The following is a 13,746-nucleotide window of genomic DNA, read 5'->3' on the forward strand; positions in this document are numbered from 1 at the left end:
TTTAAGCCCAATTTTAACAAAATAATTCATCAACTACTGGTTAGAGATTACAGAGTTAAGTTTACATGAAAATTTAAACGCGTAACTTCTAAATAAAATATTTATCGAAGCCTATGGCCTTCAGGACGAACTCACCCCTGACGTCCCCCTCTCCGAGATCACCCTCACCTGCAACCCCCATTACCGGTATGACGCAAACAAACCTGAAGAAGAACTCGAAGCTCTCCTCCTGACCGATACCATCAACGAACTCATCTCCTATGCAGTCGGATGCATGTTCGGACGGTACTCACTCGACAAACCAGGCCTGATCCTTGCAAACCAGGGAGAGACCATCGAAGATTACCTCAAACAGGTACCAAACCCCACATTCAGACCTGACGATGACAACATCATCCCGGTCCTTGATGACGAATACTTCCCTGATGACATCGTAGGCAGATTCAAGAACTTCCTCAAGGTCGTATTTGGTGAAAAAACCCTCTCCCAGAACCTTGACTTCATCGCACGGGCACTGACCGGAAAGAGCACAGCCTCACCAGAGAAGGTCATCAGGGACTACTTCTCGAAGGACTTTTATAAAGACCATGGCCAGCGATACAAGAAAAGACCCATTTACTGGATGTTCTCATCCGGAAAGCAGCAGGGATTTAATGCCCTCATCTACATGCACCGGTACAATAAAACGACACTTGCAAAGATGAGAACCGATTACCTCCTCGAACTTGAGGCAAAACTTGATGCAGAACTCACCGCCTTAAGCGAAGACGCGGTCAAGAACAAGGCACGAATCTCGAAGATCAAGAAGCAGATCGATGAGATGAAGGCATGGGATGAACTCCTCAACAACAAGGCACTTGCCCTCATCGAGATAGACCTTGATGACGGTGTCGTCGTCAATTATGCAAAGTTTGAAGGACTGGTCCGGCCGATATGATGAACCGGGAATCAGGAGAGAAAGACCAGGGAGAGACCTGAATGATGAATATCATGGGTTTGTATACTCCACATACCAATCCATCATCACCGGTTTACTGTTCATATCGTTCACCCCGAAAAGTGAACAGTAACTTACTCATCGTTATCTTTTTCATCTTTGGGAATTGAACGATATGCATGAATATTGAAGACCTTATCTATCTGATCCAATCCGGAGAATCAGAAACATTAGAGTTTAAAGAGACAGAAGGGAGACATTTTCATCATGAAATTGCTGCTTTTGCAAATTCAGAAGGTGGAACAATACTGGTTGGTGTATCAGACTCAGGGAAGATAATTGGAACACAGGTAAAAGAAGCGATTGAGAAGATAACCAGTTCTATCCAGTCTATAATTCCTCCACCAAAGATACGAACACAGAAGATTTCTATAGATGGCAAAGATATCCTGGTTGTCACCGTAGATAAAAGCCCCACACTCTGCTCAATCGGAGGAGTGGTATATATCAGAGCTGGAACAGGAGTAAGACCACTCTCCCTCCAGGAGATAGTAATGCTCTCCTCAGAGATGGGGACTATCCATTGGGATGAGATACCCATGATCCCCAAAGAAGAGACCAGACCAGAATATGTCAGTTGGTTCTTTGAAAAAGTTGAAGAGACACGGGGAAAGGCGATATCTGCAGAAAACCGGGAGCGGTACCTGATAAGTAGCGGAGCACAGAAGAATGAAAAACTTACAAACGCTGGAATTCTATTTTTTACAGATGCCACATTACATATTTCCTCTGCAAAAATTCGAAAAGTAGGAATGAGTGAAGACGGACCCCAGTGGAGTGAGGACTATGAAGGACCGGTATGGAAAGTCATTGATGAGGCATACAGCAGTATCATCCGGGATATAAAGAGGGTTGATATCGTATCCGGAACCAGAAGGATTAGATTAGAGGAATATCCTCCCCGGGCGATTCGGGAGGCATTAATTAACGCTGTTACTCACCGTAACTATACCATAAGTGCTGATGTGAAGATACTTGTGTATCCGGACCGGCTCGAGATAAAAAATCCGGGTTCTCTCATGCCGGGGGTAGATATCAAGGATCCTGAGCATATCCCCCGTAATCCATCACTATCCAACCTCTTATTTGACACAGGGTACATCGAGCGATATGGATATGGGATTATGATGATAGAAGAGGAAGTCCGTGCCCATCAGTTCTGTTCGGTAGAGTTTAAGGTATCCCCGGCATCGTTCACCGTTATATTCAGGAAAGACTTCTCAAAAATCCTTGATGAGATAGACAACCAGATCCTGAAACTGGTTCAGGTACCTGCAAAGAGTGGAGATATTGCAGCAAGACTTGATCTCTCAAAGAATACGATACTCAAGAGGATCGAGAAACTTGAGAAACTTGGTCTTGTTGAAAAGAAGGGATCAGGTCCGAAGACATCGTACAGTGCTACACATACTAAGGGGAGAGGGGGTTAATGGCAATCCTGAGTATTGAGAAGACAACCGCTGCAATCCTGGAAAAATTCAGAAACCTCTCCGAATTTGAGACCAGGAAGATAGTCTTCTGGTACGACGGGGAACAGACCGCCGGGGAAGAGGACCTGACCCATATCAGAGAGGCGCTCTCCGAACAGGGCATTGCAATGCATATCCTGGACGGGAACTCCTTTGCCACCAAAAAACTCCTTGAACATGACGACACCACATCGTCCTATCTCATCTACTCAGCCCAGCCTGAACCAGACTATGAGAAGAACTGGCTCCTCGACATCCAGCTCTACTCCGAGAGGTTTGAGAACAGCCGGATATCAGACATCAAGGCAGAGATAGGGATCGAGGGATATGACCTTGACATCTTCCTTGGAGCACACCTGAAATTCTTCTCAAACAAGAGACGAGCTCTTGCGTTTAAGAAATGGTATGAACCATCCTGGAGAGAAGACGACTGTATCAGAGGAATGCTCGCCGTCCTCTCAGGAGCTGCTGCCCCTGACATCCGTGAGATAACAAAGTCGGTCCTGATGGACTCACTTCATGAAGAAGACAATACCATCTGGGAGCAGATAACAAAGTTTGACCTCACCGGACGATTCTGGGAGATAGTCCGGAAACAGTTCGGCTACTACCAGGAGAGCCCGACCCTGAAAAAATTCTTCGTAAGCCTTCTCATCACCCATATCGACCGTCATACAACCCTCCCGCTCGGTCATCTCGAACAGTTCGTCAATACAAAACGACAGGGGAATGAATGTGAGTTGTTCATCTCCGGATGGATGCATCACGCCCGTGATTCGGCCAGGTTTGACAGGTACTGCGCAGACCTATTAGCAGAAAACGATAAGAAACTTGAGAAAGAACTGACCTCCATCGTGCATAATCAACCCGTAGAATCCTACCTACAACCCGAAGCACCTGACATCTTTGACAAGAGCATCATCAGGAAGATAGTATCAACCCTCATCGATGGCGGGCAGGACTATGACATGTACCTCTCCTGGATAGAGGCGAGGAAGACAAAACACTCCTACCAAAAGTTTGAGGACATTTACACAGCCCTGGTATCTGCAATAGAACTCATCCGGTTTGCACAGCAGTGTGAAGAAGAGAAAACCATCGCACGTACCCCTGCTGAACTCTTCCGGGCCTATACCGACCGATACTACCTCCTTGATTATCAGTACAGGAAATTCTACACCTCCTATGACAAAACCAGTGATACACAGATCCTAAAGACCGGTATCAGGGAGATGGTCGAGCGGCAGTACCTCCATATCACCCAGAAGATCCAGATGAAATGGAGTGACCTTATATCAGCCCAAGGCCTGACCACCTGGGGAGTTGAACTCATACCATCCCAGGAAGAGTTCTATACCGCCCATGTGGATGCGATCATACAAAGAAACGACCGTGATAAGGTTGCGGTCATCATCTCCGATGCCATGCGGTACGAGGTAGCGGTTGAACTCAAAGAAACCCTCAACAGGAACATGAACGGAACCAGTGAACTCAGCTCAATGGCCGGATGCCTCCCGTCATATACAAAACTGGGGATGGCAGCACTCCTCCCTCATGAACGCCTGACATTTCAAAAGGACCACATCCTCGTTGATGGCATGAACTCTGACGGCATTGAAAACAGGGAAAAAATCCTCATGAAAAAGGAAGCTGAGTCTATAGCCATCCGGTTCAAAGAACTCCGGGACCTCAAAAGGGATGACGCACGGGAGAGAATCAGAGGAAAACGGGTTATTTACATCTATCACAACAAGATAGATGACACCGGAGACAACCTGCAATCCGAAGATGAGGTGTTCAAAGCCGCTGATGAAACGATCCATGAGATAGAAGACATGGTAAACCGCCTGGTCAATTCACTCAACATCAGTAACATCTTCATCACGGCAGATCATGGATTTCTCTATACCCGTAATGCCCTTGAAGAACTCGATGTCATAGACGTCTCCGGATTTGATAAAGACCGGTTCATCTCCTCAAACAAACGGTTCATCATCAGCAGTGAAAAGACCGACCTTATGAACACCCATCGTTTCCTCATGGATTACATCGTCGATACACAAAACCCGCTCTATATCTACACCCCCTCTGCAGATCTCAGGTTTAAAATGAGCGGAGGTGGACGAAATTTTGTCCATGGCGGATTGTCATTCCAGGAGATAGCAATCCCGGTCCTCCTCTATAACCATAAGACACTGACCGACCTTGATAAAAAAGGGATCGAGTATGGAAAGGTTGGTATCATCCTCATCGGACAGACCAGGAAGATAACGAGCAATCCGTTTAAAATTACCCTATTCCAGACCGAAAACGTAACGGAGAAACGAGGAATCCTCAAATGCAGGATTGCCCTCTATGATAACACCGGAGCCAGAGTCAGCGATGAGAAGGTTATTCTGGCCGACAAAACCACAGATGATCCAAACCAGAGAAAAATTTCTATCACCCTGACGATGAACAGTACCATTCAAAATGGAATATACACCCTGAAAGCCATAGATGAAGATGTAAAGGCAACATTCAGGGATGTCCTTGAGATACCCGTTGAAGTTGATATTTTAATAACCGATGATTTTTAAACGTGATGAGACATGACTGACCCTACCTCCGGACCACTACCAGAACAGGGCAATGACCCTGATACAGATACAAAGCTCAACACCTGGTTTCCCGGCAGGGTGGTCAGAAAAGACCTCACCATAAAACTCAAAGGGTCAAATAACGTCCCCGTATATGTTCTTGAATACCTGCTTGGATCCCATTGTGCCACCGATGATGAATCACTCATACAAGAAGGAGTAGCAAAAGTAAAACGGATTCTGGCAGACAACTATGTACGGCCAGATGAGGCTGAACTCATTAAATCCAGGATCAGGGAGACCGGGTATTACACCGTCATCGATAAAATAACCGTCCGGCTGAATGAAAAGAGGGATGTGTATGAGGCAGAGTTCTCATCACTTGGGATCAAGGAGATCGAGATAGAACCTGAGACGGTACGTAAATACGAAAAATTACTCGGGGGTGGGATATGGTGCATCGTCAAGATGGAATACCTCACCGATGGGTCGCGATCACCTTTTGTTATCGCAAGTCTCAAGCCGATTCAGATCCCGAACATGGATATCAATGAACTCATCGACCGAAGAAAATACTTCACCAAAGATGAATGGATCGATATCCTGCTCCGGACCGTCGGGATGGAACCTGACACCCTTGACTATACGGTAAAATGGCACCTCCTCCTCCGGCTTGTTCCCCTGGTTGAGAATAATTACAACCTCTGTGAACTTGGGCCGCGAAGCACCGGGAAATCGCACGTATACAAGGAGATATCACCAAATTCAATCCTCATCTCCGGTGGGCAGACCACCGTTGCAAACCTCTTTTACAACCTGAGCCTGAGGCAGGTCGGACTTGTGGGGCTGTGGGATGTCGTAGCCTTTGATGAAGTGGCCGGAATCAGGTTTAAGGACAAGGATGGTATCCAGATACTCAAGGATTACATGGCATCCGGTTCATTTGCACGGGGAAAAGACCAGATCAATGCACATGCATCCATTGTATTTGTGGGAAACGTCAATGAAAGTATCCAGTCATTACTGAAAACCGCCCATCTCTTTGCTCCCTTCCCTGAGGCCATGAACAATGACAGCGCCTTTTTTGACCGGATACACTACTATCTCCCCGGTTGGGAAGTTCCCAAATTCAGACCCGAACATTTCACCATGCGGTATGGATTTATCGTTGATTACCTGGCCGAATACCTCCGTGAGATGAGGAAACGATCCTTTAGTGACACCATATTCAAGTACTTCAGATTTGGCAGTAACCTGAACCAGCGTGATACTATTGCCATTAAGAAAACCTGCTCCGGCCTGTTAAAACTCATCTATCCGGATGATAGTGCCACAAAAGAAGAGGTCCGTGAGATACTGGAATATGCACTTATCGGTAGAAGAAGGGTCAAAGAACAACTCAAAAAGATCGGAGGGATTGAGTTTTACGATGTGAACTTCTCCTATTTCGATAACGAAGAAGGGACCGAGCATTTCGTCACCGTCCCGGAGAGCGGGGGGAGCAAATTAATCCCCGAAGGATTGACCAAACCAGGTCAGGTATACTCGGTAAGTCGAAATGAAGAGGGGAAAATAGGAGTATACAAGTTTGAACTCCAGGTTATACCAGGCTCTGGAAAATATGAAAAATCAGGTCTTGGATCAAATATGAAAGCAAAGGAATCAGTCCAGACCGCTTTTCATTATTTTAAAGCCAATGCAAAGTCTGTAAGCCAGAGCATCTCCACCAAGGAACGGGATTATCAGCTCCATGTCCAGGATCTCATGGGTGTAGGAATGACAGAAGAACTGGCTCTTCCGGCCTTTATCAGTCTCTGTTCCGGTGCTCTTGCAAAACCGGTTCATGAGTCGATTGTCATTCTCGGGACTTTCACCATCGGTGGATCAATAAGCATCATTGATAATCTTGCAGATCTCCTTCAGATTGCCCTTGATGCCGGGGCAAAAAAAGTCCTGATACCAATCTCATCAGCAGGGAAGATCTCGGTTGTACCCCCTGACCTCTTTAGTAAATTTCAGATATCCTTCTATGAAGATCCGATAGATGCGGTGTATAAATCGATTGTCTTGTCATAAGTAGACATCACAGCACGTTCTTTTATTGATATTCATGTTAGGATCTCACACCCTCCAGAAACAATAAATTCCCTACTCCGCACCCCCCAAAAACCGGATAATTTTGTTTTATTCCGTCATAATTTAATATATAAAATCACATATTTTTTAAAAATAATATGAACTAACAAGAAGATCACATCGCCACTATTCTGCTCATAAGCAGACTGGCAAACCAGTCCACAAATCCGGAACAAACTGTCAACGGCGTGAAGAAGTTCCCTTTCCTCTTCCCCGAATCTTTCGCGAAATTGCTGATCAGGTACTCATAGGCATCACCCAGGAGATCGTCACCATCCGCCCGGTTTGAACTGAAATCAAGAGCAGGGTTCTCATATATCGTGATGAGCTTTGTGAGCCGGTCTACCATCTCCTTCCCTCTCCCCATTTTATCATCCGAGTTAAAATCATCCGGTCAAATGTTAACCGAGGGCATTCATCAAGAATCTCAGCGAATTTAGTCAGGAAATAAAAAAACGAAGAGTGCTCCTTCACTATGGGAGAGTTCAGAGAGGATAACTCATTTAGGAAAAATTCAAGTTCTACCATAATAAATACCCTATATGGAAGTCGGTAAGGGAGCAGATAATGGACACATCTTCATCCCTTTACCATTAAGAAAAAAATATAATCTTAATGATGGGGACACGATAATTTTTGAAGAACGAGAAGGTGGTCTTTTACTCAAACCTCGCTCGAAATTATCTGTGCTCATGGGTGCATATACTGAAGACGGACTATTAGACGATCTGGAAAAATTAAGAGAACAGGAACGTTCTTTGGTATGAATTATCTTTTTGACACACATGCACTCATCACGTTATTTCATAACGAACCAGGTTATGAAATAGTTCAATCTATCTTTGAGGAGAGAGAATGGAAAGGCAGATGGATATATATGAACCGTTACACTAACCGAATTGAAGTACCTCTATTTTAAAAGATTTGGAGAAGATGAGTCAGAAAAACGTTTACATCCTATCCTCACATCCAATCTTACAATAATTCCGGTAACAATTTCTATTGCCCTGTCGGCTGGATCCATCAAAAAAACAGGTATTTCGCTGGCACATGCCATTATTGCGTCAACGGCACGGGAAATACGGGCTGTAGTTGTAACTGGTGACATTCATTTCTCTGTAATGGGGATTGAGATGAAAAAATACAGGTGAAGCCTAGTCATAAACCGATACATAATAATAGATCAGTTTGATATTTCAGATATCCGAATTGTTGACCGGATAGATGGATCAACCAAAATTATTACCCCGAATGCAGAGGAATTAAAGGACTGGCTGGAAGATTATACCGTTGGAGAACTCTGGCAAAAAAACCTTCTGGGTGGATTACCGATTCAGGGGCCTCTGTGATACGATGGGGGCAAAATTACAGATTATTGTTGAAGGCCTGACTGAGCAATTATTTGTTCAGCAAATTCTCATCCCTCACCATATATACTCTTTTTCATATTCCTTAATAATTGTAATTCCACCTTCTTCTTTCTCTAAATTAGCATATCGATTATCTCTTGTATGAACGAGCGAATATAATGAGAGGTGCTGACTTCTCTGAGATCAGGCGGAAGGATGTCTGGAGTATTCCGCTCACAATCTTCGGGAGGTCATCATCAACGCCCTTGTCCATGCAGATTATTCACAGATAGGAGCACCGATCCGGGTATCGTTCTTTGATGACCGGATTGGGGTTGAAAATCCTGGTATCCTCCTCCCCGGCATGACCATTGAGGAGGTAAAAGCTGGGGTGTCAAAGATCCGGGACCCTCGTGATTACCCGGGTGTTTCGGGAATGAGATCTGATTGAGCAGTGGGGGAGCGGGTTTCGCCGGATAATTCAAGAAGCTTCGAATTTGGGGCTTTCCGAGCCGGTGATCGAGGAGATCGGGATGCGGGTCCCGGTGACGGTTTTTCTTGCCGAGAGTCAGGAGATACACATGACCGAATAAGTAACCGAACAAGTACCCGAACAAGTAATTCGTCTTGTTCATTGTCTGAAGGATACACCTTTGAGTGTAAAAGAAGCGATGAAATGTATTGGTTTGAACCATCGTCCTTCGTTCATCTATGGCTATCTGAAACCTGCCATTGATGCAGGATATGTTGAAATGACTCAGCCTGATTCACCAAATAATCCGAGGCAGAGATACCGGCTGACGAGGAAAGGGAATTTCTATTGTTTCAGCTGACAAGATCTGATGATGAAAACGGGAATATACTATTTTTACATCCAATGTAGAGTGTACTTAACAATATTCATATTCTTTCCATGCTTAATAACTATACCATGGATAATCGGCTGCCTCATCCACCTCTCCAGGAAGTGATATTTGAATTAAAATGGAGATTGGATCCAATTCAGCCCGGGATTTTGAAGGATCCACATTATCAAATTCTTATTGGCACCCTTTATGGAAAATTACGTGAATTAGGGTACTCATTTCATGAACCCCTGCAAACATCAAATATTCCGGATGAAATGGTTCCTTATATCGTTCAACATCGCTTCAGACCCTCTCAGGAACAATGGCCTCTTGTTCAGATAGGTTCCGGGATTTTGACTCTTAATGACACGATTCATTATTCATGGCCTGATTTTTCAGGCCGGATCCGGGATCTGGTAGAAAATTTTTTTTATGTCTATCCTGAACTTGATTCATTACAGATCTTAGAGATGAACCTTCGATATATCGATGCGGTTACTATACCTGAAGGAACTGACCCTAAAGAGTTTCTAAAACAGTCTGTGGGGGCTGATATTGTAATGCCTGAAGCATTGTTTATGAATACCGGGGTAATGAACAGGCCGGTTGGATTTGATATATATCAGACATTCCCTCATGAAGGAGATGGAACGTTAGTAATGATCCGATATATCTATGGGCATGGGACACCACCGGGCAAATTTACTTGGGAAACTACCGTTCACATTGATGGAGAGACAGTTCCAAAAACGCCTGAGAAGATCATGCAATGGTGTAATCAGGCCCATGATCTTACGCATGACTGGTTTTTGAAAATGTGTTCAGATGAATTGATGGAGTCATTTAAATGACACCTGCAATACTTCACGAGACTATAGTACATGACTATTATCCTCAACCCTGGAGAGAATATAGTTCAGTTTTTTCGAAAATTTCAATGCAAAGACCAGAAGCATTTGAAGGAAAGCGAGATGCACCGATAGAAATTACCTCTTTTTTTGGGTATTCTTCAATTACGTCAATAAAAGTTACTAGTGGCACTCATAGTACATCCTATATTCAATCCATCATTAATAGAGTGAAAACAGATTCCAGACCAAAGATAATGTATTTCTTTCAGAAAAATCCTGAAATGATTAGTGGGGTTGATGAAGTAATTCGGAGAATTGATAGAATTTTCCCTCATAACACTCAATATTTTTTAGAGACAAGAAAGGATCCTGATTCGGGGATTGATTACATCAGACTGTGTGTCAGGCTTTCTCATTACCCTGATGATTTTTTTGATATCGCTTTTGAGATTGAGGAGTCTTGTTCTTACCTTTTTTCAGGAAGTAAAAGCAAATTTCTTCTAACTACTGACTTTATGCCTTCACAGTAATATGCAAACTCAATCCTCCTCATTTGACTGGGTAGATTATATTGAATTAGCGAAGAAACTGCAACAAAATCCTATTCCAAATGCTCTATATCATACTGCACTCTATCGGGCCATTGTAAGCAGAGCATACTATGGTGCATTTATGTATGCACGAAGGAGGGCTGAAAGAATCAAAGGAGTTTTTTCAGGTGTTAATATCCACGAACAAGTGATTGAGTATTATATTCATTCTGAATCAAAAAATCACCGAAAAGCAGGAACATTTCTTAAAGTATTGAAGGATAAACGGATTGAATGCGACTATTTTGATAACCTTACGGAAGATCCAAAAAGGATGGCGGATATATCAATAAAACTCGCAGAAAATATAATTAATCTCATTCTGTAACTGAAATGCACTTCCAAACCTCATACCGTCCTAAGTTTAGGAATTTATAACGTACCCTGACTCAATCTTTTCTCTTTGAGCAAATTTTTAAACCCCATGATCTTTAACTGTTCCTCTATTTTTTGTGAAGTGTTGAGATACCAGAATGCCTTTTCCTTATTATCATATTCAATCTCAACATATTGAACACGCTTTAATCTTCTTAAGAGTTCATCATACTCATATTCCCGTTTATTCTTGGGTATTTGTTTCAGAATATATTCCCCATTTTTGAAAGATTATAACCTACTCCTGGATCAATCTCTTCTTTCTGAACAAATTTTAAAACCCCCATGATATGTACCTGTTCCTCTCCCTTTTGAGAAGATTTAAGTCACCAGAATGCCTTTTCCTGAGTATCATATTCAATCTCAAAAAGATGCAATCATTCGTGATGAAGACCTCAGGCAAAAACTCATCCTCATCCTGAACGGAGAGTCTCCGAGAGTCTCCCTATGACACCTATGTGAGATGGAAACCACTCCATGAACAGCCGATTGGATGGGAACCTGATTTAAACGATGGGGTTTGTATGAATATCAGGCCATTTGTTACTGCCGGAGTGCTCATAAGTCAGCCAAAGATAAACGGATTAAGGACCAGGGGGAAGATCCGGTACCGAACTATCCGGGACCACTGACCGGCAAAATGATCTGCATTTTACGCTTGATAAGAAGAGGAAAGCACGGGAGGAGGCAGGGAAAAAAGGATGAAATTAAAAAATATCTGCATCAAAGGATTTAAATCACTGGAGGATGTTGATCTTCCCCTTAACCACCTGACGGTATGTATCGGTGCAAATGGAACAGGAAAATCAAACCTTCTCTCCGCTTTTTATTTTCTACACAGGATAGCAGAAGGCCGGTTTTCATATGCAATAGCCAAGGCAGGTGGTGCACATAGTCTTCTCTATAACGGTCCTGATTATACCAAAAAAATTGAATTCACTCTCACCTTTGAAGACTATGTGTACCATGCTGCCTGTGAGCCTTCGAGTGATGATTCTCTCGTGTTTATTCAGGAGGATATTAAAAGATCTCAAACAGTTCCTGGAGGAGTCAGGGAAGTCTCACATGCTAACAATCCACCAGGGTACCGGGAAAGTGTCCTCATCAGGTGGAATTATGATCTCCTTGACGGAAAAAAGATAAAAAAATTCCTTTCAGACGCCTCTGTGTATCATTTCCATGACACCAGTGACACCTCTGGTGCACGCCTTATTGGACCAATATCTGATAATTTCTCCCTGAAACCTGATGGCTCCAATCTCGCAGCATACCTGTACCTTATCATGAACCAGTACCCCAAACATTTTGAGCAGATAATAGAGACCATTCGGCTTCTAGCCCCATTTTTTCATACATTCATACTTCGTCCCACAGCCGAGAACCAGGAGATGATCCGCCTTTCATGGCAGGAAGTAGGAAGTGATACTGTCTTCCAGGGACATCAAATGTCAGATGGTCTCCTTCGGTTTACTTTACTCGTAACCCTTCTCATGCAACCGGTAGAGTTGCGACCTTCGATAATAATGATTGATGAACCTGAATTAGGATTGCACCCGGTTGCCATTGATATCCTCGCTGGACTTATGAAAAGTGCTTCTGCACAGAATCAGGTTCTTATCACGACTCAATCTCCATTACTCCTCAACCATTTCACTCTTGATGAAATACGAATTATAGAGAGAAAACAAGGGTATTCTACCATCCGAACCCCGGATCAGGAAGGCCTCAGGGAATGGCTGGAGGATTATAGTCCTGCAGAATTATGGCAAAATGGCATATTGGGTGGCGATCCATCAGTCATCCTGCGGTGAATTCATGAGTACTCATCTCCACTTTATTGTCGAAGGTCAGACTGAAAGACAATTTATTCATGAGATCATCATTCCTCATCTCTATTCATGTGGGATTCAGGGAATTGTATAAATTATTACCACATCAATCCAATCAAAGACCTTCCGGGGTGGTGTTGGAACCTATACACAAATACAAAAAAATATTAGAAAAGGGCTGTGCCGTAAGGATTGTTATGTCACTACCTTGTTCGATCTCTATGGTCTCCCTCATGATACGCCAGGAAATCAAAAGATAAACGATGCAATGAGTGGGGAAGAGAAAGTGAACGTAATAGAAGCATCAATCAGTGGAGATATATCTAATCGACGGTTTATTCCTCATATACAACTCTATGAATACGAAACCCTCCTATTTTCTGATATTTATGCAATCGACAATGTAATCGGCATTCATTGTTCATCACAAATTGAAAAGCTGCAGGAGATTATCAGAAGAGCTGGTGAACCCGAGAAAATTAATGATAATCCAAATACAGCTCCATCGAAAAGACTACATCATTTGTACCCATCGTACCAGAAAAATCCCCATAATATTTTAATAATCAAAAAAATCCCTCTTTCACATATTCGTGCTCATTGCCCTCATTTCAATGACTGGATAACAAAATTAGAGACATTGCCCCCGCTTGGAGAATGACCATGGATAAAACACTAGCCCCTATTCTCATCTGGTTAGTGGAGGAAAGGCAACTGTTGCAA

At 43.3% G+C, this 13,746-nt stretch carries 15 protein-coding genes; 14 read left to right on the forward strand and 1 reads right to left on the reverse strand.

Going from position 1 to position 13,746, the window contains the following annotated elements:
- The first annotated feature begins 274 nt into the window (after positions 1 to 274).
- The 4 genes from LDL35_RS09020 (at position 275) to brxL (ending at position 7,121) form a co-directional block, all read left to right on the forward strand.
- The gene (locus tag LDL35_RS09020) at positions 275 to 937 is read left to right on the forward strand and encodes a hypothetical protein (protein ID WP_304021931.1); all 663 of its coding nucleotides are present in this window, start codon (positions 275 to 277) and stop codon (positions 935 to 937) included.
- A gap of 179 nt (positions 938 to 1,116) precedes the next feature.
- Positions 1,117 to 2,427 carry an RNA-binding domain-containing protein gene (locus LDL35_RS09025; RefSeq protein ID WP_304021932.1) on the forward strand — a complete coding sequence of 437 codons (1,311 nt, stop codon included), beginning with the start codon at positions 1,117 to 1,119 and terminating at the stop codon, positions 2,425 to 2,427.
- Positions 2,427 to 5,045: a BREX-1 system phosphatase PglZ type A gene (gene pglZ / locus LDL35_RS09030; protein WP_304021934.1), complete on the forward strand. Its 2,619-nt coding sequence runs from the start codon at positions 2,427 to 2,429 to the stop codon at positions 5,043 to 5,045. The genes LDL35_RS09025 and pglZ overlap by 1 nt, the downstream gene beginning before the upstream one ends.
- A gap of 12 nt (positions 5,046 to 5,057) precedes the next feature.
- Positions 5,058 to 7,121, forward strand: coding sequence for a protease Lon-related BREX system protein BrxL (gene brxL / locus LDL35_RS09035; RefSeq protein WP_304021937.1), 2,064 nt, complete (start codon positions 5,058 to 5,060; stop codon positions 7,119 to 7,121).
- 175 nt (positions 7,122 to 7,296) lie between these two features.
- Here brxL and LDL35_RS09040 read toward each other — a convergent pair whose 3' ends face one another.
- Positions 7,297 to 7,548 (reverse strand): N-6 DNA methylase, encoded by a 252-nt coding sequence (locus LDL35_RS09040; RefSeq protein ID WP_304021939.1) that lies wholly within the window; start codon positions 7,546 to 7,548, stop codon positions 7,297 to 7,299.
- A 175-nt stretch (positions 7,549 to 7,723) separates the two neighbouring features.
- Between LDL35_RS09040 and LDL35_RS09045 the strand changes: the two genes are divergently transcribed.
- From LDL35_RS09045 to LDL35_RS09075, 10 genes are all read left to right on the forward strand, one after another.
- Positions 7,724 to 7,948: an AbrB/MazE/SpoVT family DNA-binding domain-containing protein gene (locus tag LDL35_RS09045; RefSeq protein ID WP_304021942.1), complete on the forward strand. Its 225-nt coding sequence runs from the start codon at positions 7,724 to 7,726 to the stop codon at positions 7,946 to 7,948.
- Positions 7,949 to 8,080: 132 nt separating this feature from the next.
- On the forward strand, positions 8,081 to 8,332 hold the full coding sequence (locus LDL35_RS15315) for a PIN domain-containing protein (protein ID WP_369694905.1): 252 nt from the start codon (positions 8,081 to 8,083) through the stop codon (positions 8,330 to 8,332).
- A gap of 499 nt (positions 8,333 to 8,831) precedes the next feature.
- Positions 8,832 to 8,981: an ATP-binding protein gene (locus LDL35_RS15320; RefSeq protein WP_369694906.1), complete on the forward strand. Its 150-nt coding sequence runs from the start codon at positions 8,832 to 8,834 to the stop codon at positions 8,979 to 8,981.
- The gene (locus LDL35_RS15325; protein WP_369694907.1) at positions 8,977 to 9,123 is read left to right on the forward strand and encodes an ATP-binding protein; all 147 of its coding nucleotides are present in this window, start codon (positions 8,977 to 8,979) and stop codon (positions 9,121 to 9,123) included. Before LDL35_RS15320 ends, LDL35_RS15325 begins: the two co-directional genes overlap by 5 nt.
- 27 nt (positions 9,124 to 9,150) lie before the next feature.
- Complete coding sequence (locus LDL35_RS15330; RefSeq protein WP_369694908.1) at positions 9,151 to 9,363, forward strand: Fic family protein; 213 nt, start codon at positions 9,151 to 9,153, stop codon at positions 9,361 to 9,363.
- A 98-nt stretch (positions 9,364 to 9,461) separates the two neighbouring features.
- The gene (locus LDL35_RS09055; RefSeq protein WP_304021948.1) at positions 9,462 to 10,229 is read left to right on the forward strand and encodes a TIGR04255 family protein; all 768 of its coding nucleotides are present in this window, start codon (positions 9,462 to 9,464) and stop codon (positions 10,227 to 10,229) included.
- Positions 10,226 to 10,759: a hypothetical protein gene (locus tag LDL35_RS09060; protein WP_304021950.1), complete on the forward strand. Its 534-nt coding sequence runs from the start codon at positions 10,226 to 10,228 to the stop codon at positions 10,757 to 10,759. The genes LDL35_RS09055 and LDL35_RS09060 overlap by 4 nt, the downstream gene beginning before the upstream one ends.
- 1 nt (position 10,760) lies before the next feature.
- Positions 10,761 to 11,147, forward strand: a complete 387-nt coding sequence (locus LDL35_RS09065) for a HEPN domain-containing protein (RefSeq protein ID WP_304021952.1) — start codon at positions 10,761 to 10,763, stop codon at positions 11,145 to 11,147.
- 748 nt (positions 11,148 to 11,895) lie between these two features.
- The gene (locus LDL35_RS09070; protein ID WP_304021955.1) at positions 11,896 to 13,005 is read left to right on the forward strand and encodes an AAA family ATPase; all 1,110 of its coding nucleotides are present in this window, start codon (positions 11,896 to 11,898) and stop codon (positions 13,003 to 13,005) included.
- A gap of 127 nt (positions 13,006 to 13,132) precedes the next feature.
- Complete coding sequence (locus LDL35_RS09075; RefSeq protein ID WP_304021959.1) at positions 13,133 to 13,684, forward strand: DUF4276 family protein; 552 nt, start codon at positions 13,133 to 13,135, stop codon at positions 13,682 to 13,684.
- Positions 13,685 to 13,746: the final 62 nt, after the last annotated feature.

The organism is Methanospirillum hungatei (assembly GCF_020216685.1).
GTDB lineage: Archaea > Halobacteriota > Methanomicrobia > Methanomicrobiales > Methanospirillaceae > Methanospirillum > Methanospirillum hungatei_B.

Coding starts and splice junctions, on each gene's coding strand:
- LDL35_RS09020 (WP_304021931.1), top strand. CDS start 275: ATGTTCGGACGGTACTCACTCGACAAACCAGGCCTGATCCTTGCAAAC.
- LDL35_RS09025 (WP_304021932.1), top strand. CDS start 1,117: ATGAATATTGAAGACCTTATCTATCTGATCCAATCCGGAGAATCAGAA.
- pglZ (WP_304021934.1), top strand. CDS start 2,427: ATGGCAATCCTGAGTATTGAGAAGACAACCGCTGCAATCCTGGAAAAA.
- brxL (WP_304021937.1), top strand. CDS start 5,058: ATGACTGACCCTACCTCCGGACCACTACCAGAACAGGGCAATGACCCT.
- LDL35_RS09040 (WP_304021939.1), bottom strand. CDS start 7,548: ATGGGGAGAGGGAAGGAGATGGTAGACCGGCTCACAAAGCTCATCACG.
- LDL35_RS09045 (WP_304021942.1), top strand. CDS start 7,724: ATGGAAGTCGGTAAGGGAGCAGATAATGGACACATCTTCATCCCTTTA.
- LDL35_RS09055 (WP_304021948.1), top strand. CDS start 9,462: ATGGATAATCGGCTGCCTCATCCACCTCTCCAGGAAGTGATATTTGAA.
- LDL35_RS09060 (WP_304021950.1), top strand. CDS start 10,226: ATGACACCTGCAATACTTCACGAGACTATAGTACATGACTATTATCCT.
- LDL35_RS09065 (WP_304021952.1), top strand. CDS start 10,761: ATGCAAACTCAATCCTCCTCATTTGACTGGGTAGATTATATTGAATTA.
- LDL35_RS09070 (WP_304021955.1), top strand. CDS start 11,896: ATGAAATTAAAAAATATCTGCATCAAAGGATTTAAATCACTGGAGGAT.